Origin of the sequence: Ectobacillus polymachus (assembly GCF_048159605.1) — a bacterium.
In the GTDB taxonomy this organism is placed as follows: domain Bacteria; phylum Bacillota; class Bacilli; order Bacillales; family Bacillaceae_G; genus Ectobacillus; species Ectobacillus polymachus.
Genome location: NZ_JBLREB010000002.1, coordinates 101,421 through 120,668, shown reverse-complemented (window position 1 = coordinate 120,668; position 19,248 = coordinate 101,421). Strand labels below are relative to the sequence as shown.

The 19,248-nt window shown below is 39.3% G+C and carries 14 protein-coding genes; 4 read left to right on the top strand and 10 right to left on the bottom strand.

Translation table 11 applies throughout. From position 1 onward, the window contains the following. From ACM5BR_RS11185 to ACM5BR_RS11165, 5 genes are all read right to left on the bottom strand, one after another. On the bottom strand, window positions 1-813 hold the full coding sequence (locus tag ACM5BR_RS11185; protein WP_416827988.1) for a metal ABC transporter permease: 813 nt from the start codon (window positions 811-813) through the stop codon (window positions 1-3). After that, entirely contained in the window at window positions 800-1,615 is an 816-nt protein-coding gene (locus tag ACM5BR_RS11180) for a metal ABC transporter ATP-binding protein (protein WP_416827987.1), read from the bottom strand. The genes ACM5BR_RS11185 and ACM5BR_RS11180 overlap by 14 nt, the downstream gene beginning before the upstream one ends. A gap of 452 nt (window positions 1,616-2,067) precedes the next feature. Continuing rightward, window positions 2,068-2,814, bottom strand: coding sequence for a WecB/TagA/CpsF family glycosyltransferase (locus tag ACM5BR_RS11175; protein ID WP_416827986.1), 747 nt, complete (start codon window positions 2,812-2,814; stop codon window positions 2,068-2,070). 29 nt (window positions 2,815-2,843) lie between these two features. After that, window positions 2,844-3,938, bottom strand: coding sequence for a glycosyltransferase family 4 protein (locus ACM5BR_RS11170; RefSeq protein ID WP_416827985.1), 1,095 nt, complete (start codon window positions 3,936-3,938; stop codon window positions 2,844-2,846). 60 nt (window positions 3,939-3,998) lie between these two features. Further along, the gene (locus tag ACM5BR_RS11165; protein ID WP_416827984.1) at window positions 3,999-5,351 is read right to left on the bottom strand and encodes an O-antigen ligase family protein; all 1,353 of its coding nucleotides are present in this window, start codon (window positions 5,349-5,351) and stop codon (window positions 3,999-4,001) included. Window positions 5,352-5,712: 361 nt separating this feature from the next. Between ACM5BR_RS11165 and ACM5BR_RS11160 the strand changes: the two genes are divergently transcribed. The 3 genes from ACM5BR_RS11160 (at window position 5,713) to ACM5BR_RS11150 (ending at window position 10,101) form a co-directional block, all read left to right on the top strand. Then, window positions 5,713-6,987: a glycosyltransferase family protein gene (locus tag ACM5BR_RS11160; protein WP_416827983.1), complete on the top strand. Its 1,275-nt coding sequence runs from the start codon at window positions 5,713-5,715 to the stop codon at window positions 6,985-6,987. A 152-nt stretch (window positions 6,988-7,139) separates the two neighbouring features. After that, window positions 7,140-7,769, top strand: coding sequence for a trimeric intracellular cation channel family protein (locus ACM5BR_RS11155; protein ID WP_416827982.1), 630 nt, complete (start codon window positions 7,140-7,142; stop codon window positions 7,767-7,769). A gap of 139 nt (window positions 7,770-7,908) precedes the next feature. Then, window positions 7,909-10,101, top strand: a complete 2,193-nt coding sequence (locus ACM5BR_RS11150) for a DNA topoisomerase III (RefSeq protein WP_416827981.1) — start codon at window positions 7,909-7,911, stop codon at window positions 10,099-10,101. A gap of 51 nt (window positions 10,102-10,152) precedes the next feature. Here the strand turns inward: ACM5BR_RS11150 and ACM5BR_RS11145 are convergent, their stop codons facing one another. The 3 genes from ACM5BR_RS11145 to ACM5BR_RS11135 form a co-directional block, all read right to left on the bottom strand. Then, window positions 10,153-11,343, bottom strand: coding sequence for a class I SAM-dependent methyltransferase (locus ACM5BR_RS11145; protein ID WP_416827980.1), 1,191 nt, complete (start codon window positions 11,341-11,343; stop codon window positions 10,153-10,155). 38 nt (window positions 11,344-11,381) lie between these two features. Further along, a complete protein-coding gene (locus ACM5BR_RS11140; RefSeq protein ID WP_416827979.1) occupies window positions 11,382-12,809 on the bottom strand; it encodes a glycosyltransferase family 39 protein in 1,428 nt (475 codons plus the stop codon). Window positions 12,810-13,008: 199 nt separating this feature from the next. Further along, window positions 13,009-14,322 (bottom strand): cytochrome P450, encoded by a 1,314-nt coding sequence (locus tag ACM5BR_RS11135; RefSeq protein ID WP_416827978.1) that lies wholly within the window; start codon window positions 14,320-14,322, stop codon window positions 13,009-13,011. Window positions 14,323-14,649: 327 nt separating this feature from the next. Here ACM5BR_RS11135 and ACM5BR_RS11130 point away from each other — a divergent pair, with 327 nt between their 5' ends. Continuing rightward, window positions 14,650-16,206 (top strand): ABC-F family ATP-binding cassette domain-containing protein, encoded by a 1,557-nt coding sequence (locus ACM5BR_RS11130; RefSeq protein ID WP_416827977.1) that lies wholly within the window; start codon window positions 14,650-14,652, stop codon window positions 16,204-16,206. Window positions 16,207-16,251: 45 nt separating this feature from the next. Here ACM5BR_RS11130 and ACM5BR_RS11125 read toward each other — a convergent pair whose 3' ends face one another. Both ACM5BR_RS11125 and ACM5BR_RS11120 read right to left on the bottom strand, forming a co-directional pair. Then, window positions 16,252-17,586 carry an APC family permease gene (locus ACM5BR_RS11125; protein ID WP_416827976.1) on the bottom strand — a complete coding sequence of 445 codons (1,335 nt, stop codon included), beginning with the start codon at window positions 17,584-17,586 and terminating at the stop codon, window positions 16,252-16,254. Between the two features lie 183 nt (window positions 17,587-17,769). Next, entirely contained in the window at window positions 17,770-19,032 is a 1,263-nt protein-coding gene (locus ACM5BR_RS11120) for a sensor domain-containing protein (RefSeq protein WP_416827975.1), read from the bottom strand. Window positions 19,033-19,248: the final 216 nt, after the last annotated feature.

The window sequence follows — 19,248 nt, the reverse complement described above, 5'->3', positions numbered from 1 at the left end:
TTACCCCTCTTGCGGACGAATACGTTCTTTATAGGCATGCAAGCCCCAAGCCATGAAATAAAGTAATCCTTCTATAATTGCGATATAAAAACTAACGGGTGCATTCGTATAATAAGCTAGCGTTAACCCTAACCATACACCTGTCAGACCTAACAAGGCTGCATACAGAACCATCTTCGAAACCGAGTACGTCAAGTATCTTGCTGTCGATGCCGGAATCGTCGTAAGTACAAAAACAAGCAAAGCTCCAACAATCTGAATCGCTTCAGCAGTAGCGGCTGCTAGTAAGAGTAGAAATGCAATCGAAATAAAGCGAACAGGATATCCTGCTGCCTCAGCCCCAACTGGATCAAACGAATCAAAAGTTAACATTCGATAGCCAAGTATTAGTACAAGTAATATACCGATAGCTAACCCTACCATTTTCCATGCTTCTGATGAGCTAATGCCAACTACACTACCAAACAATAAAGAACTCATCGCGTTCGTTTGCTTTGATGATAAAGATAGAAATAATAGTCCTAGCCCTAAGAAAATCCCTAGTATAACATTTATAACAACATCTCGCTTATATACTTTTACTCCCATCTGGCCAACTGCTAGCGCAGACACACCAGTAAACAGCAGCATACCAAAGAAAGGATCAATTCCTACATATACTGCAAACGCTGCCCCGGAAAAACCAAGATGCGAAAAGGCATGCGTTAAAAAAGATAAACCACGTGCAACTACAAATACGCCGATAATTGCGCACATAATGGCAACAAAGCTTCCTGCCAGAAACGCATTTTGCATAAAATCATACTGAAACATGTGAATAATCCTCCTTATTCGATTCTTCATGAATACAAATGGAGGTATTAGAAGAAACGGTAACCACAATTTTCCCATCTAAGTGATTTACTTCTACAGGAACACCATATAACGAAGATAATACATCTGACTGTAGGACCTGATTTACTGTGCCCATCGTATAGTTACCTTTGGTAATGTACAGAATTCGATCTGCGTGCTTTGCAATTAGATTTACATCATGACCGACAAACATAACACTTGTGCCTCGCTCACGATTAATTCGCTTTACGACAGCAGCGAGATTCTCCTGTGCACCGGGGTCTAAACTTGCAGTGGGCTCATCCAATAGCAAAATACCCGGATTTCTCACCAATGCTTGCGCTACAAATAGACGTTGCCGCTGCCCGCCAGACAAAGAACCAATCGGCTTCTTTGCAAAGGATAAGGAATCTGTGAGGGCCATAACTTCTTCAACCACTCGTTTATCTTGCTTCGTTAACCATGGTCGCATACGATGCGGAAGACCGAAACTAACAAAATCCCAAGCACAAAGCGGAGTCTCAGGATTAATTTGTCTAGATTGAGGGGCATAGCCAATTATAGACTTCCCTTTCATTTTATTGTCATCTCGGTACGAAATCGTTCCACTGTCCGGTTTTATCATGCCAAGAAGAGTTCGTAATAAAGTCGTTTTCCCTGCTCCATTAGGACCAATAATTCCAATAAACTCTCCTGGCTTAACCTGGAAAGAAATATTCTTTAATATCCACTGCCCGCCCACATGTACATTTACATGATCAACAACAATCTGGCTTTCCAAAGAAACACCTCGTTTCACATTATTTTTTTTAGTACAATTCTCCGTTGATTTAAGAAAAAACCTTACATATGCGAAGTCTCACTCGATCTCATCTATATAAAATCAAAGTAATTACAATTTAAATAAAACATAATGATTACGATTTAAAATTATAACGAAAAAAATGCCTTTTGTAAACAGGAATCCTTACGATTTATCCCGCTTTAACGGGCAGTAAGACCCCCACTTCAAGGCTTAGAGGAATCCGAAAAGGCTAAGCGGGGGATAACTGCCCGTAAAAGTCCGAATTGGCCTTTGCTGACCCTCGGTGGGGATGAGAAAAAACCCCCACCGAGGGAAGTTTCACTTTATCTTACGGATACTGCATTACAAAACGCCATCATATCTTGTTTGATCCTATTTAATTAAACGTTTGATGAAAGAAAAAGGCAGCCTTCGAAGCTGCTTTTTTCTTACGATCGTCTTTTCTTCCATTCGCGCATCGCCTCTTGCAAGAACTCAATCAATATAAGCTGTCGTCTCCAGCGGGTAGGATTTGCTAACAGTCTATAAAACCATTCTAGGTTAATAGATTGCATCCATTTCGGAGCACGCTTTACTTCACCAGCCCATACATCAAAGCTCCCTCCAACACCTACGGCAATCTTTGCACCAAGCCGATGTTTATTGCGCATAATGAACTGCTCTTGACGAGGAAAACCAAGGGCAACAAGCAAAATATCTGGCTTTGCTTCCTGCACGTTCCGGATGATTTCCTCCTCATCCTCATCGCGAAAATAGCCGTCGTGATAGCCGACAATATGTACCCCTGGATATTGTGATGAAAGGACAGATGCTGCTTTCTCTACAACATGCTTCTTTGCACCAAGAAGATAAACAGTTTTTGGCTCTTCCTTTGAAAATTGGCGAAACCATTGATTCGTCATATCAAAGCCGCCTACCCGTTCTGGAATGGGCTCGCCAAACCAGCCACTAGCCTTCACAACTCCAATGCCATCTGGTGTAATCAAATCTGCATGTAGGACAGCTTCCTTAAACTTAGGATCCTTCTTGGCACACATTACGATTTCCGGATTCGCTGTTACAATATGAAATGCCTGCTCGCGCTCATAGAGCTGCGTTGAAATATAGTCAATCGTTTCCCCCATCCTCATGGTAGAAAAAGGGATCCCGAGTATATCAACTGTTCGTATCGTCATATGAATGCTATCCTTTCTATCATGAAAATTTAATATAGTAGGTTCTCATAACTTTCATACGTATCACGACATAGCTTTTCAAGAGAAAAACGTGAGGATGCGTATTGATACATATGTTCTCCCATCACAGCTAACTCGTTTCGCGTCGCATAGGCTTCCTCTAAGGCAGTTGCTAAGGCATCACTATCCCCGGTCGGAATGATCCAGCCATACGAGGGATTCGGAAGAAGCTTATGCATATCACCTACATCCGTTGCAATGAATGGTACACGCTGATTGGCTGACTCCAATAATACAAGAGGAAAGCTTTCACTATAAGATGTTAATAGGCTAATATCTGCTGTTGCATACAAGCGATCTGTATCGCGGCGATACCCTAAAAATAATATCGTATCCGTTAATTCGCGTTCCTTCACCTGATCTTTTAGCTGCTGCTCGCTCGGTCCATCCCCGACCAGTAATACCTTCAAATTCGGAATATCAACCTTCTGCACAGCATCCAGTAAAATCTCATGGCCTTTCACTGGGTGCAGCCTCGCAACCTGGATAACCGTAAAACTATTATTTGGAATATGCAAATCCGCCTGCTTGTCATACGGGATGGCCGGCTCCTGCGTATAGTATATACCATTGTAAATCACTTTAATTTTCCCTGCTGGAAGACCTAATGATACGAGGTTTTTCTTAAAACGCTCTGTAATCGCAAAGAACAAATCTACTTTTCTAAGAGCATGAAGATTCAGCTTCGTAAACAGCCAGCCCTTAAAGCCGCGATTCATGAAATCTAGTGTTGGGTCACTATGAATCGTCGTAACCCATTTCGCATGAATACGAGATTTTAATAAGGCACCAAAAAAGTTTGAACGTGCACCATGCGTATGAATAATATCAATTTCGTTGTCATTGATAAAAGTAGTTAACCTTCTAAGAACCGATAGATCATAACGTGATGTTTGCGTGAAAACATGAACACGAATGCCAAGCTCTCTTGCTTCCTTGGCAATCTCACCCTCTTCGAACACCGCCAGCTCTACTTCATCCTTCGGCAGCTGAGACAAGAGCGAAAGAATATGTGTTTTTCCACCGCCAGTTTCTGCTCCTGCATTCAAGTGTAATACTTTCATCTGCAACCCTCCTAGAAAAAAGAAAAGCTAACCAAAAGCTAGCTTTTCGTAAAATTTCATCTATGAAATGGCTTGTTCCGATTCCACCCCAGCCTTTACAAGCAAATACGCCCAAATAACAACAAGGTAAATACTTACCCCAGGAGCCATTAATACATGCCCAGCTGTAAACGCGATTCCTAGACCAAGCGCCATTCCTATTACTAATAATGCATATTGTATATTTGAAAGCTCTCTCCATTTCTTTATAAACGTCCGAACCATTTTCACACCATAATACGCAAACGGTATAATAATGAAAAGAAAACCAATGTATCCATATGAATAGAATAAATCAAAGAAATCTTGTTCAATAAGCTTCGGCTCAGATTTATAATTTCCACCATAGCCCATTCCAAATAACTTTTGTGATAGAGGAGCATTTTTAAATTGAGTTTTTTCCATATTTAAAAACGTCTCACGGCCACTGAAAATAATATCCCCTACCTGATCCTTTGGTAAGTCACCTGGCGCTACGTTTTCCTTTGCCTGATTTTGCTGCTCTTCAATGAGTTTCATATGAACTTTCGTATTGTTCGTAATAGGCGAATATGGTGTATATAGAGCAACTCCCGCTAATAAAACAGCTCCAATCACTCCGTTTAATAATAAGATACTTCTACTTTCTTTATGAAATATACCTTGTAACAGGCATACGACTACAACGGTTCCTAATCCAAGAAGGATGGCACCATATCCAACCTTTGTTCCCACGGCAAATAGTGAAAAAATAGAAAGCATAGCTGGTATCCAAAATAAAATATCTTTCATACGCTTTGTTTTTTCCGTGGCAAATAGAAGCACAATAGGAAAACTAATAGCTAATATAGCACCAAGCTCATTTCCTGCATAAAACCATCCGCGTGATCCTGTTTTAAAATACTCATAACTATTGAAATCAGTTGAAGTTGCAATGGAAATTACCATAACCGCATTTATTAGCAGCGTTGCATACACAACATAAGTAATTGCTTTTCCAATTTGTTTCCCCTTTTGCAAGAAAGATTTGAATACTAAGATATAGCATCCTAGCATTACAAATGTATACATTGTTTTTGCAACATATTTAATCTCTTCCCCCATTAAAATAGGGTGCTTAACCATCTTATTAATGATAAGCCCTATTAGGAAAACCAAAGCTAGCAGTCCAAGATAATAGATATACTTACGATTATCCTTCTGGCGAGCTTGTAGAATGATATACAACATTCCGAAACCCATTACAATGAGACGAACAAAAATGCCCACTGTTGCACTTGCCTGAAATACGATAATACTTAACGAGGTTACTAAATCTAGAATCGGTTGGAGAATAATAAATAGGAGCAAGAAATTCTCGAACCCATTCTGAAAAGTATTCCAATTCTTTAGCATGCATAGCCTCCTAAAATGATGTGAATTAAATGTATAGCACGACCTGCACAGTTAGGAGCGTAACTTTACTGCAGAATGATTACGTTCCTAACTGTAATGGTTTTATATCATGTAGCAATATGTCGATATTCCTACCACATTATAGCACACTTCAAAAAGAGGGCTTAGTTAAAATAAGACAAGAATAGAGAGAAAAAATAGACAATCGAACATAGAATTTTTGTCCCTTTTAAGAGGATTTGCTTTTCTCCCATCTTTTACATGGAAAAGGTTTTTTCGCAAAGTTAGGTATGATATAGTTAAGTAGAGCAGGAGCGTCTTTACCTGAATGAATCTTGAAGAATAAAAAGAGGTACCTGTTATGGCAAATTTGAATGAAAAATTACAAACTGGATGGATGTATGTAAAGAAAGTGTTCGCTAATATGCAGGAGCAAGGGATTTCTACTACGTTCCATAAAGTTCAAAAGCGAATAAAAACACAATTGAACTTGATGAAAGGTGCCCATAAAAGCGATAACCGTGTGAAAGAGATTTACGAAAAGGTCCTCGCCTCCTATCAATCCGGAGAAATTAAAGGTGTCGCCATTATCAGTTCAGGTATGGAATTTGACGAGCTGTATAATCAACGTACGATTAACTTTGCAAAGTATTTAGCCGCACAGCAGTACGGTGTACTATACATTACCTGGCAATACGATGAAATGGAAGTACAGGAGAAAAGCTTCCAGCATGTATATTCGAATTTATACCAAATTCCTTTATACCCTTACGTATACAGCAAACAAGAACTATCCATTTTTAGTCCTATAGAAACGAAATTATTTATAAGCACCTTTCCCGCTAAAACATTCTATTCCATGCTTCCGCAGCTAAAGGAGCAAGGCTTCCAAATTGAGTACGATATTATGGATGAATGGGAAGAATTCTTCAAAAAAGGGGAAGCGTCTTGGTATCAACGCAGTGTAGAAGATGCATTTGTTGCAGAGGCGGATGTTGTATCTGCCGTATCCTCACCGCTTTGCGATAAATTCGCTCAGATTCGCACGGATATTCTAGTAGTAGGAAATGGGTATGATGAAAACATATCGAAGCATCCTAACATTTCTAATAAAGTAAAGGGCTCAGACGGCCAAATAAACATCGGCTATTTTGGTCATATGACCCCATCTTGGTTTGATTGGGACCTATTGTTCCAGCTTGCCAAGCAGCCAGACATTTACATTCACTTAATTGGCCACGGAGCACCGGAAGCCATTCTCAAGAAAATCGAGAAATTACAGAATATGACGTTCTACGGTAAAGTGCATCCAGGTGAGCTTCATGAGCATGCAAGACAGTGGCATATGGGGATTATTCCATTTAAAAAGAGCAAATTATCAGAGGCTGTCGATCCAATCAAAATATATGAATACTTATATTTTGGACTGCCAACTGTTTCAACCGGTATTCCACATATTGGTTCGTACCCATGTGTTTATCATTGCGAAACATATAGCCAAGTAGAACAAACCATTCGAACAATCTATAAGCAAATAGGTACGCTCAATCAAGAAAAACGAAAGCAGTTCTTAGCAGATACAACTTGGACAAAACAATTTCAAAAAATCGAGAATGAGCTGAATAGAAGAAAGTAAAAAACGATCCGAAAGCGGATCGTTTTTTATCATTAACCGCTTTCTTTCCCTGTATGATTATAATTCAGGCATGACATGAAACAATGATTGTTATTTCCCTAACTTTGTTGTATATTTTTTCTGTTATTAAGGAGAAGAAGAGGGATTGGCGAATGGTTTTAATTAATATATTTGTATTTATTGGCGTTATTGCATCGGCTATATCCGGTACACTAGTGGGTATGAAAAAAGGTATGGATTGGTTCGGCGTTATTTTCCTAGGAGTCGCAACTGCAGTAGGCGGTGGAATTATTCGCGACATTTTAATCGGGCATTTACCTCCTGATGCGTTTATCAAGCCGACTTACTTTTTCGTTAGCACAATTACTGCCCTCATTACTTGTTTATTTTATGAAAAAATATCAAAGCTTAAAAATATCATTATGCTTTCTGATGCTGTAGGACTCGGCGTATTTACGGCCGTTGGTGCCAACGCGGCGATTACAAGTCATATTCACGGTTCCTTTTTAGTTGTTTCCATGGGGGTCATAACAGGAATTGGCGGAGGAATCTTGCGTGATGTATTTGCAAAGGATATTCCCTACGTATTTCGAAAGGAAGTATATGCCGTTGCATCGATTGTCGGCGCCTTTAGCTTTCTCATAACCTATGATAAAGTCCCTCACATTCTATCGCTATATATATGTTTGTTCGTTACCTTTATCGTCAGAGTTGTTTCTTATTTCTATAATATTCACATTCCGGTTATCAAACAAAAAGTAGATATGAGCAAAAATCATTAAAGGGGTTCTATTACAGAACTCTTTTTTGTTATTACAGGTTTGTGAAAAACAACGAATTAGAATCCTCTTCGGCATAACTGAATCAAAAAAGGATGTATGCTATATTTAACATACGGAAACTTGAAAGGATGTTTTAAATATGGCAAAAAGTGTTGTAATTGCTGAAAAACCTTCTGTTGCACGTGATATTGCACGTGTATTGAAGTGTGATAAAAAAGGAAACGGTTATCTTGAAGGTAATAAATATATCGTCACTTGGGCTTTGGGGCATCTCGTTACATTAGCAGATCCAGAAAGCTATGACGAAAAATATAAGAAGTGGAATCTAGAAGATTTGCCAATGTTACCTGAACGTTTGAAACTAACAGTGATTAAGCAAACTGGTAAACAGTTTCATGCTGTTAAAAGTCAACTGACTAGAAGTGACGTAAATGAAATAATCGTAGCTACAGACGCAGGGAGAGAAGGAGAATTAGTCGCTCGTTGGATTATTGATAAAGTGAAAATGAATAAACCGATCAAACGTCTATGGATTTCATCTGTTACCGATAAAGCAATCAAAGATGGATTTGCAAACTTGAAGCCTGGAAAAGCTTATGATAATTTATACGCTTCAGCTGTCGCACGTTCAGAAGCTGACTGGTATATCGGTCTTAATGCAACACGTGCATTAACTACACGATTCAATGCACAACTAAATTGCGGTCGTGTCCAAACACCTACTGTGGCGATGATTGCAGCACGCGAGGACGAAATTAAAAACTTCAAAGCACAAACATACTACGGTATCGAAGCCCAAACAACAGACAAGTTAAAATTGACTTGGCAAGACGCGAAAGGCAATGGACGTAGCTTTGATAAAGAGAAAATCGATACAATTGTGAAAACATTGGGCAAACAAAATGCCATTGTAACTGAAATTGAGAAAAAGCCTAAGAAATCATTTGCTCCTGGTCTTTATGACTTAACAGAGCTGCAACGCGATGCAAATAAAATATTTGGTTACTCTGCAAAAGAAACATTAAATATTATGCAAAAACTGTATGAGCAACATAAAGTATTAACATACCCTCGTACAGATTCACGTTACATCTCATCCGACATCGTAGGGACACTCCCAGAACGTCTGAAAGCCTGTGGAGTAGGAGGTTATCGCTCTTTAGCTAATAAGATCTTAAATAAACCAATAAAAACATCGAAAGCATTTGTTGATGATAGTAAAGTCAGTGATCACCATGCAATCATTCCAACAGAAAGTTATGTAAACTTCTCAGCTTTCACAGATAAAGAACGTAAAATTTATGATTTAGTTGTAAAACGTTTCTTAGCAGTTTTATTCCCAGCCTTCGAATACGAACAGCTAACGTTACGCGCAAAAATCGGCGATGAAAACTTCGTCGCCCGCGGCAAAACCATTCTTAATTCTGGTTGGAAGGAAGTATACGAAAATCATTTTGAAGATGACGATACAGTAGATGATTTGAAAGAACAAATCTTACCTCGTATCGAAAAAGGCGATACATTAAACGTAACACTAATTGCAGAGACGTCAGGTCAAACAAAGCCACCTGCACGCTTTAATGAGGCTACCTTACTTTCAGCAATGGAAAATCCTACTAAGTATATGAAAACAAGCGATAAAAATCTTGCAGACACATTAAAGTCAACTGGCGGACTTGGTACAGTTGCAACGCGAGCTGATATCATTGATAAATTATTTAATTCATTCCTAATCGAAAAACGTGGTGGTAAGGAAATCTATATCACTTCTAAAGGACGCCAGCTTCTAGATTTAGTGCCAGAAGAATTAAAATCTCCTGCCACTACAGCTGAATGGGAACAAAAGCTTGAGTTAATTGCTAAAGGTAAACTGAAAAAAGATGTATTCATCAATGAAATGAAAAAACATACAAAAGAAATCGTGGCCGAAATTAAAGCAAGCGATAAAAAATATAAACATGACAATATCTCAACAAAGTCCTGCCCAGACTGCGGGAAACCAATGCTAGAGGTAAACGGCAAAAAAGGCAAAATGCTTGTATGTCAAGACCGTGAATGTGGTTATCGTAAAAATGTAGCACGCGTAACAAACGCACGTTGCCCCCAATGTAAAAAGAAAATGGAACTTCGTGGTGAAGGAGAGGGCCAAATCTTCGCATGTAAATGTGGATATCGAGAAAAACTATCTGCTTTCCAAGCACGTCGCAAAAAAGAATCTGGTGGTAAAGTTGATAAACGTACTGTACAAAAGTATTTGAAAAACCAAGATAAAGATGAAGAACCTCTGAATAATGCGTTAGCAGAAGCATTAAAAAAATTGAAGTTTGATTAACCCCATATGTAAGGGGCTATTCATATGAATAGCCCCTTTTTTAATTTTTACCTATTCAGGCTTTCGCGATACTAATGTAAAGGTTTTCGGTAAACCGATATCATGGATTTTGTGATTCGGTTCTTCCTCCAGCACTTGAATCATTAGCCCTTCCTGTGCAACTGCTGTGATCAGTTCACCTAGTGTCCATCTCCGCTGCATTACTTTTTCTAGCGATTCCTTCTTCTTATCTGATACATGCTTAGAAAAGGCGACATCTCCGCATTCGATAGACGGATTAAAATAGTTCCCGACAACGCTATGGTTTTTCCCCTTTGATGTAATCAGCTTCGTTGAAATTGGATGAAATTCATGGAGAATAAACCTTCCGCCGGGGCGAAGCAATTCCTTCACGACTCGTACCAATGGCTGTAAATCAATAAAATAATGCAAGACACCGAGCTCCATTAATACGATATCATACTGCTCTCTCTCTACTTTATCCAGCAGGGAAAGTACATCTGACACAATATAAGAAAAAGGCGCGGAGGCTTCCTTCGCAAGTTCCTTTGCAAACATCTCATTTTCCAATGAAAAGTCAGCAACAGTTACATTTGCGCCAAGCAAAGAAAGCGCAGCTGCTTTCACTCCATTGGATCCCATTAGATGCATAATCGTTTTACCTTCCACATCATTCATATATTTATAAAACGGATGGAGGCGCCACTTCGGATTTTGTTTAATTTTCTCGGCAATGACTTTCGGCTCTCCGTATCGATGGATCAGAGCCTCGTAATTATTTTGATTCCATGCACGTTCATTTTGCGCTGTTAATGCTTGCTGTTGCTTTTGCAGCATGTCATGGATTTCATGACTGTATTTTCGTTCAGGGAAATACAAATACGCATAAATGGATTCACATGAGAACGCTGTTTCTCCATGCATCACCTGTATTCGGTAAGGATTCGTTCGTACCGTCGTATTGTAATAACAATAGATTTTAACCATTGTATCCTCTTTCCAAAACTGAAAACTTGCCTTTGATGGCGAGCGTTCTATTCCAGAAGGCGAGAACGGTGCAAACTGTTCATAAACAGACTCGAACACATCCCATTGCACTTCAATTGTAATAGGAAACTTCTCTGTCACCGTTACATCCTGCAAAGCAAGAGCAGCTGCTTCGGTAAACATGTATGGAATATGCGCCTTCTCTAACGCATGATGTAACGCTAAGCAACTATTATATAAATCTGATTGTTTCATGTTGCCTCCTCCTAATCGAATCATCCGTGTAAATAATTTTATCTCCTCTGTAGACGAAATGGGACTTTTTCATAAACATATGATAGTCCATAACTGAAAAAGATAGCAAAGGACGGAAACAGGAATGATCGATATCTCGTTTGAATCTCAATGAATAGATGTATTGCTGCGTACCCTAATACGAGAATAAGCAGCACAATGACTGCATCTAGCTTACGCCGACTTAATAGGGTCATACAGCCAATACTAGCAAATAAAAGTAAACTACCATATAACACTCGTTCACATTTAAAAAGCCAATCTTTTAAACGCGGATGGTCGATGCCATCTAAGCTCCAATAGGCAGATGCATCATTACCGCCCCACAATAGTTTAAACTTTTCTACAAATAAACGTGCAACTTGGGAATGATCAGCAAGCCTCTCCTCTATTAGCTTCCGTTCTACCGCCGTTCGCTCTGTACCAATGGGAAACTGAGTTACATATTTCTCATCCTCTGCAGAATATTGTCCGTTCGTCTGCGCATTTAAGCCTACGACAAATTTCCAGAGCGGCTCCCGACTTGATAGCGGATATTTCGTTACTCCAGCATAGATAAGCGAATAGCTGATTATAGCATGTACAAAGAAAAATATAACAACAATACCTGCAAATCGGCCAATTATTTCTAGATAGTTACGTACATTCTCACCTAGAAGCAACAAGATATAACATCCTATACTGATTAGCACAATACTTCCAATTGGTCTCATCGCATCTCCTACAGCTAGTAAAACTCCCACATACAGCCATGTGCGAGGACGCATAACTCCCCTTACGATAAGAAGGTATAATGCTAGATAAATAAGAAAGGTTGCAATATGTTCATTCGTTAAAACGGAACACATCATAATGGTAGGTGGATACACTGCATATAGAATCCCTGCCATTCTCCCAGCTGATTCTTTATACTTCCTTGCAATACCATATACAAGCAAAACAGTCCCTGTGCTATACAATACATTTAATAGTTTTAACGCGAAAGATTGCTCGCCAAGAAGTTTCATGATCAATCCTTCATACATCGTGAAGCCTATTTGATACACCCAGGTGCTAAAATACGGATTACCGCTAAAGCTATAGTCCCCTCTTGCTGCAAGCTTAGCTGCCTCGTACATTTCAGCAAAATCTGATGAAATCGGAGTAGGTATCGTAAATACCCAAATGAGACGAAGCCCTAACGCTAGCATTAGCAACGTCCAGAAAAAAATGCTATCCTTCATCCATCGCCTCGAATACATACTAATCATGCCAATTACAATACCAACACAAATAGAGGCAATTGTAATAAATACCATAAACCCGACGTCTCGTTTTAGGCGAACAATGGATGATAGATCGATTAGCGTACTTAGAAAAGCCGCTAAGAAGAATCCCGCTCCTAGTATATATACTGTTCTCATTCCAGCCAGTGACAATTCCTTCATTCCTTTCCTCTATATGAAAAGATACCGAGCTTTTTTACCAAGAATTCTGTATGACGGTCTAATTCCCCTCTTTTTTATACATTTTCTAAAAAAAGTCTCTCACTTCTAGATGCAATGGCATCAGCGAAAGAGGGAGATTAGACTAATAGCATTAAGCTCGGTGAATCGTAGATGGTAAGGAAAGTTCAATGTTCAAGCATTACATCTTCGTAATCATCATATTCACCGCTCCTCCTGCACGAAGCGAAACGAGCGGCTCGGTAGCAATGCTTTCTTCCTGTAATTGCAGTGTTGCAGACTGTGCTACAGTGGCTATCACGAGTACCGCTTCCATCATCGCAAATTGACTTCCCATGCAGCCGCGAGAGCCCGCCCCAAACGGAAAATACGCATAATTCGGGATATCTGCTTTTCGTTCTATTGAAAAACGATCGGGTATAAAATCATGAGGCTCTGTGAAGAAATGGGGATTCCGATGAACAGCATACGGACTAATTAGGAAAGTAGAGCCTTTTTTAAACGGGACTCCTGCTATCTCAACATCCTTTGTAGCCTCGCGCAAAATAATCCACGCCGGCGGATATAAGCGGAGCGTCTCCTGTACAACTTGATTCGTATAGATAAGCTGCGGGACATCCTCAAACGTTGGCGTGCGGCCTCCCAGCACCTCGTGCAGTTCCTGCTGGAGGAGCTTGGCCACCTGCGGATGCTTTGAAAGTAAGATCCATACCCACGTCAAGGCATTCGCAGTCGTTTCATGACCCGCAAGCAAAAACGTTACGACTTGATCTCTAATCTCCTGTCTAGAGAGAGGGGTTCCATCATCATAGGTAGATTTCGTCAGCATTTTCAGCATATGATCATCTTCTTGCTTCGATGCTTCTTCTATTAGCTGATCTGCCAGCTCATGCAAGATGCTGACAGCTTCTGTACCCTTACGATTTTTTTCAGTAGGCAGCTTGTCTACAATGGGAAAAGGGGATAAAAGCGTACTTGCCGTTTTTTCAATAATATGATTTACTGCCTGTGCAATAGAAGAGGATTCTTCCTTCCTATCAACACCAAACAGCGTCTTTGCAATAATGCGTAATGTTAGATTCATCATATCTGTATGAATCGGACGTGTTTCACCTTGCTGCCAGCTATCCGTGAGTTCTTTCGTATATTGCGTCACAACATCAGCATAGGACGCAATTTTCTTTTTATGAAAGGCAGGCTGCACCAGCTTTCTCTGTCTTTGATGCTCTTCTCCCTCGCTCGTAAGAACACTATTTCCCAACGTTTTACTAAACGTTTTAGCAGAGGCACCCTTAATAAAGCTCCCCTCTTTCGTAGTTAAAATTTCTTTTACTGCCTCAGGAGAATGTACAATATACGATATGTTTTTCCCTTTTGGATTAATGGCAATGATATCCCCTAGTGTATAGGTTTCATACAAAAAGGTAAGAGGATCTTTACGAAAACGTATATATTTCAATACTTGCAGCCCTTCAAGCTGCGCCAATTTCGTCATGCAATCATCCCTCATTTTCTATGAAAATAGAGTTACCAGCTAGTATATTCTTACATTGATTATCTCATGAAAGCACTAAAAAATCCTTAAATATGGAAACCTATTCAGGTTAACGTTATCTTTTCAGCTTGTACTATCTCCGATATAATCAAAGAGAGAGAAAGAATGAAATGCTTCTAACATGATTGTATCGTTCTATGGGCGTGATCTCCTTCAATTATTAGCATATGAATATACAAGCAAACCTCTACCTGTGAAAAATCATAAGGTAGCCGTTTGCACGGAATTTGATGAATGAAGTAAATAAAAAGAAAAAGGTGCATAGAGATGAGTATTTTAACAGTTAGTAATTTAACGCATGGCTTTGGAGACCGCGCTATTTTCAATGACGTATCCTTTCGTTTATTAAAGGGAGAGCATATTGGTCTAATCGGGGCAAATGGCGAAGGTAAATCTACATTTATGAATATTATCACAGGTAAACTTCAGCCCGATGAAGGAAAAGTAGAATGGTCAAAGAATGTTCGCGTCGGCTACCTAGATCAACATACCGTACTAGAAAAAGGAATGTCCATTCGCGATGTACTTCGCGGTGCTTTTCAATATTTATTCGAAATAGAAGCAGAAATGAATGAGATTTACACGAAAATGGGCGAAGCCACACCAGAAGAGCTAGAAAAGCTGTTAGAGGATGTAGGTACGCTTCAAGATCTGCTAACAAACCATGATTTTTATATTATAGATTCCAAAGTAGAAGAGACAGCACGCGGACTCGGCTTAGATGATATTGGTCTTGATCGCGATGTACATGACTTAAGTGGTGGACAGCGTACAAAAGTATTATTGGCAAAGCTACTGCTTGAAAAACCCGATATTCTTCTTCTCGATGAACCAACAAACTATTTAGATGAAAAGCATATCGAATGGTTAAAGCGCTACTTACAAGAATATGAGAATGCCTTTATCCTCATATCCCATGATATCCCGTTCTTAAATAGCGTGATCAACTTAATCTATCACATGGAAAATCAAGAATTGAGCCGGTATGTAGGAGACTATGAAAATTTTCAAAACGTCTATGAAGTGAAAAAACAGCAGCTAGAGGCGAAATTCAAAAAGCAACAACAGGAAATTGCGGAGCTAAAGGACTTCGTTGCCCGTAATAAAGCGCGTGTATCAACACGAAACATGGCCATGTCTCGGCAAAAGAAGCTGGATAAGATGGAAATTATCGAGCTTGCGAAAGAAAAGCCAAAGCCGGAATTTCGCTTCTTAGAGGCAAGAACATCTGGCAAGCTTATTTTCGAAACAACGGATCTTGTTATCGGCTATGACACACCGCTCTCCAAACCGCTTACGCTTCGTATGGAACGCGGCCAAAAGATTGCGCTAGTCGGAGCAAATGGAATCGGGAAAACAACGTTACTTAGAAGTATTCTCGGTGAAATCCAGCCAATCTCCGGCTCTGTATCACTTGGAGATTACTTAGAAGTTGGCTATTTCGAACAAGAAATCAAAGAAACAAACAACAATACTTGCATAGAGGAAGTATGGAATGCGTTCCCTTCCTTCACCCAATATGAGGTACGTGCCTCTCTAGCAAAATGCGGCCTAACAACGAAACATATTGAAAGTAAAATAGCGGTACTCAGCGGAGGAGAAAAGGCAAAGGTACGACTATGTAAACTGATTAATAAAAAAACAAATGTGCTCGTATTTGACGAGCCAACTAACCATTTAGATGTAGATGCAAAGGATGAACTAAAGCGTGCCTTGCAGGAATTTAAAGGCTCTATCTTACTCATCAGCCATGAACCCGAGTTTTACGAAGGTCTCGTAAATGATGTATGGAACTGTGAGACATGGACAACGAAAGTACTATAACTCCTATCAAAAAAAGAACGAGAGCTCATCTCGTTCTTTTTTGATTTACACGCTCTTTTCTTTTCGTTTTATAGCATAGTACACCGGGATCCCGATAATGGTAACGAAAATACCAATGAGAGCATCTAGTGTACTCGTAAAAAATGTACTAATGATAATATAGATTCCCCCTGCGATTCCGATAATAGGAACAACCGGGAACAGCGGAACCTGATAAGGACGTTCAACATGCTTAAACTTATAGCGTAATATAAAGATTCCGGCGACTGTCATCACGAAGAAAATCCATGTCACAAATATAGCTAGGTTCGTTAGCGTCTCGAAAGAACCGGTCATCAGATAAATGAATGCTAACAATCCTTCTAGTATTAAAATATTTGCAGGCGTTTTGAATGTACCATGTAAACGGCTGAAAATAGAAGAAAAAGGGAAAAGACCATCCCTGCTCATTGCGTATGGAATTCTTATACCAGTCATGATATAACCATTTAACGCACCGATTATGGAAATCATGATACCCGCTGTAATGAACCCTGCTCCGCTATTGCCAAACAATTGCACAGCGGTATCAGAAGCAACTTTTGGAGAAGATACTACCTCGCTAAAGGGCAGAACTTGAATAATTGCCATATTAATTAGCAAATAAATAAGGATAATCATACTTAGTCCAATGACAATCGCTCTTGGTAAATCTGTTTTGGCATTTTTCATTTCCCCTGCCATATTGCTAACATGTACCCAACCATCATAGGCCCACAACGTTCCTAGAATAGCTGCTCCAAAGCCTGCAGCATGAAATTCCATCGGAGCTGCTGCAGTTAGGCTATGCGCCTGACCTTTCCACAAACCAAACAAAATAATAACAAAAATAGGGACAAGCTTTGCAAAGGTAACGATGATTTGTACACGGCTACCTAGCCTTGTAGAAACTATATTAATCAGAATAATAAAGACCATAATAAACACGGCAAGTCCCTTTTGCTCCTTGGGAGACATGGGTATAAAGTACGTAGCTTGCGTAGCAAATACAATCGACAGAGCTGCGATAATGCCAGGGGCGTATACGAGAGTTTGCACCCACCCATACAAAAACGCCCATTTCTCATTATATAGCTCTTTCAAGTACACAAACACGCCGCCTGTCTTCGGAATCGCTGCTCCTATTTCAGCAACGGTAAGGGCAGAAGCCATCGTCACAATACCACCGACAATCCAAGCAGCAAGTCCCATCCAAACAGACCCGGCTTGTCCAAATACCGGCGAAGATTTAAAAAATATACCGGAGCCAATTACAATTCCTATAACAACCGTAATGGCTTCGAGCATGCCAATGTCCTTCCTCAGATGAACATTCTCACTATGGTCCTCATTCTTTTTCATATTTTTAATCAGTCCTTTTCTAAGATGTGCAGTCTTTATATTAACAAATTTTTTAAAAAAATATCACATGTTTTAGCATGAAAAAACCATTCGCTCTCCTTATAGAGAAAGAATGGCACTCTATTCCAATACTCAATTGCAACAGCAGTGAAATTGTTTATATTCGTCTACCCTATTTATGATTCACTTCTTTGTAGATATAAGCATATTCTTCTCAAAAAAACGATACTGATTCCCCCCCTGTTCTTTTGCACAATACATTGCCATATCTGCATGTTTTACTAATATATCTAGATCACATTGAACTGTTTGCGAGAAGCTCACGCCAATGCTAGTTGTAATTTGGTACGGATTTCCTTGGATCATGAAAGGTTCCTTAAATAAACGAATAAGGTTTTCACAAACTGTTGTAACATAATCAGTAGTTACTAAATTAGGAAGAAAAATAGTAAATTCATCTCCTCCTAACCTCGCGAACATATCTTGTTCCCGTATCTCCTGCCTAATTCGCTTCGTCACACGTTGGAGTAAAAGGTCGCCTGCTTGATGACCTAGCGTATCATTGATCACTTTAAAATCGTCAATATCCAGTAGCAAAATTGCAAACATATCTTCATGATTCCGTTCATCAGCCATATACTGTTCGATATAGGATCTTACCTTCCAACGATTTGGTAAACCAGTCAATTCATCGTGATACGCCATATATCGAATGCGTTCTTCACTCTTCTTCTTATCACGTATATCTCGGCATGACGCTGTATACATTTGTTTATTTCCAATCTGAAATAAACAAATATTCGTATCGACTGGGAAATGGGATTGATCTTTACAAATAAGAAGATGTTCCATATTAATCGAACGATTTACATTACAAAGTTGATAGCACTGCACAATTTGTTCGCTGCTTAACGATGAAACATCCTCTAAAGTTAGGGATAGCAATTCTTCTCTCGTATACCCTAGCAACTCACATACAGTTGTATTCACATCCACTAGCTTTCTCTCACAATCTATGAGAAAAAAACTATCTGCCGCCTGATCGAAAAACATACGAAATGTTTGTTCACTTTCACACAACTGTTGTTCCGCCTTCACCCGATCTGTAAGATCGATGGAAAACCTCAGTAAATATTCCTCGTTTGAAGAAAGCTCTTTAATCATTTTCTTTCCCGTAAATGCATAACTTTGATTATCGGATTCCCGTATTTGCTCAGCAATCTCCTCATGATTACTTTCGTATGCTTGCTTATTCGCATACACCCTTCGCCCTTGTCGATCTTCAAGAAAAATATTTATAGGTAATGCATCTAATATATTCGTATATAACGTTTCATTATTATGCACTGGTTGTACGAACTCTTTTTCTCGATTCTCTACTTCATCCCGGCGCCACTCAAGCAGCTCTTCAGCCTTGTGTTCTCGTTCGACCGGCTCCTGTTTCACTCTTTCACTTCCCTTATTTCTAAAATACTATTATTAATAAATATTTATTATTTTGAAAATTTATAATTAACTTCTTATACATCCATATTTTATCACATTTATATGAAGTAATATTACATGTAATACAAGGAATTTTTTACGGATAAAACCAAGAAAGATGCATCTATCGTATCACTAAAAAGTCATAATGGTGATGTCATATTTCCTACAAATTAA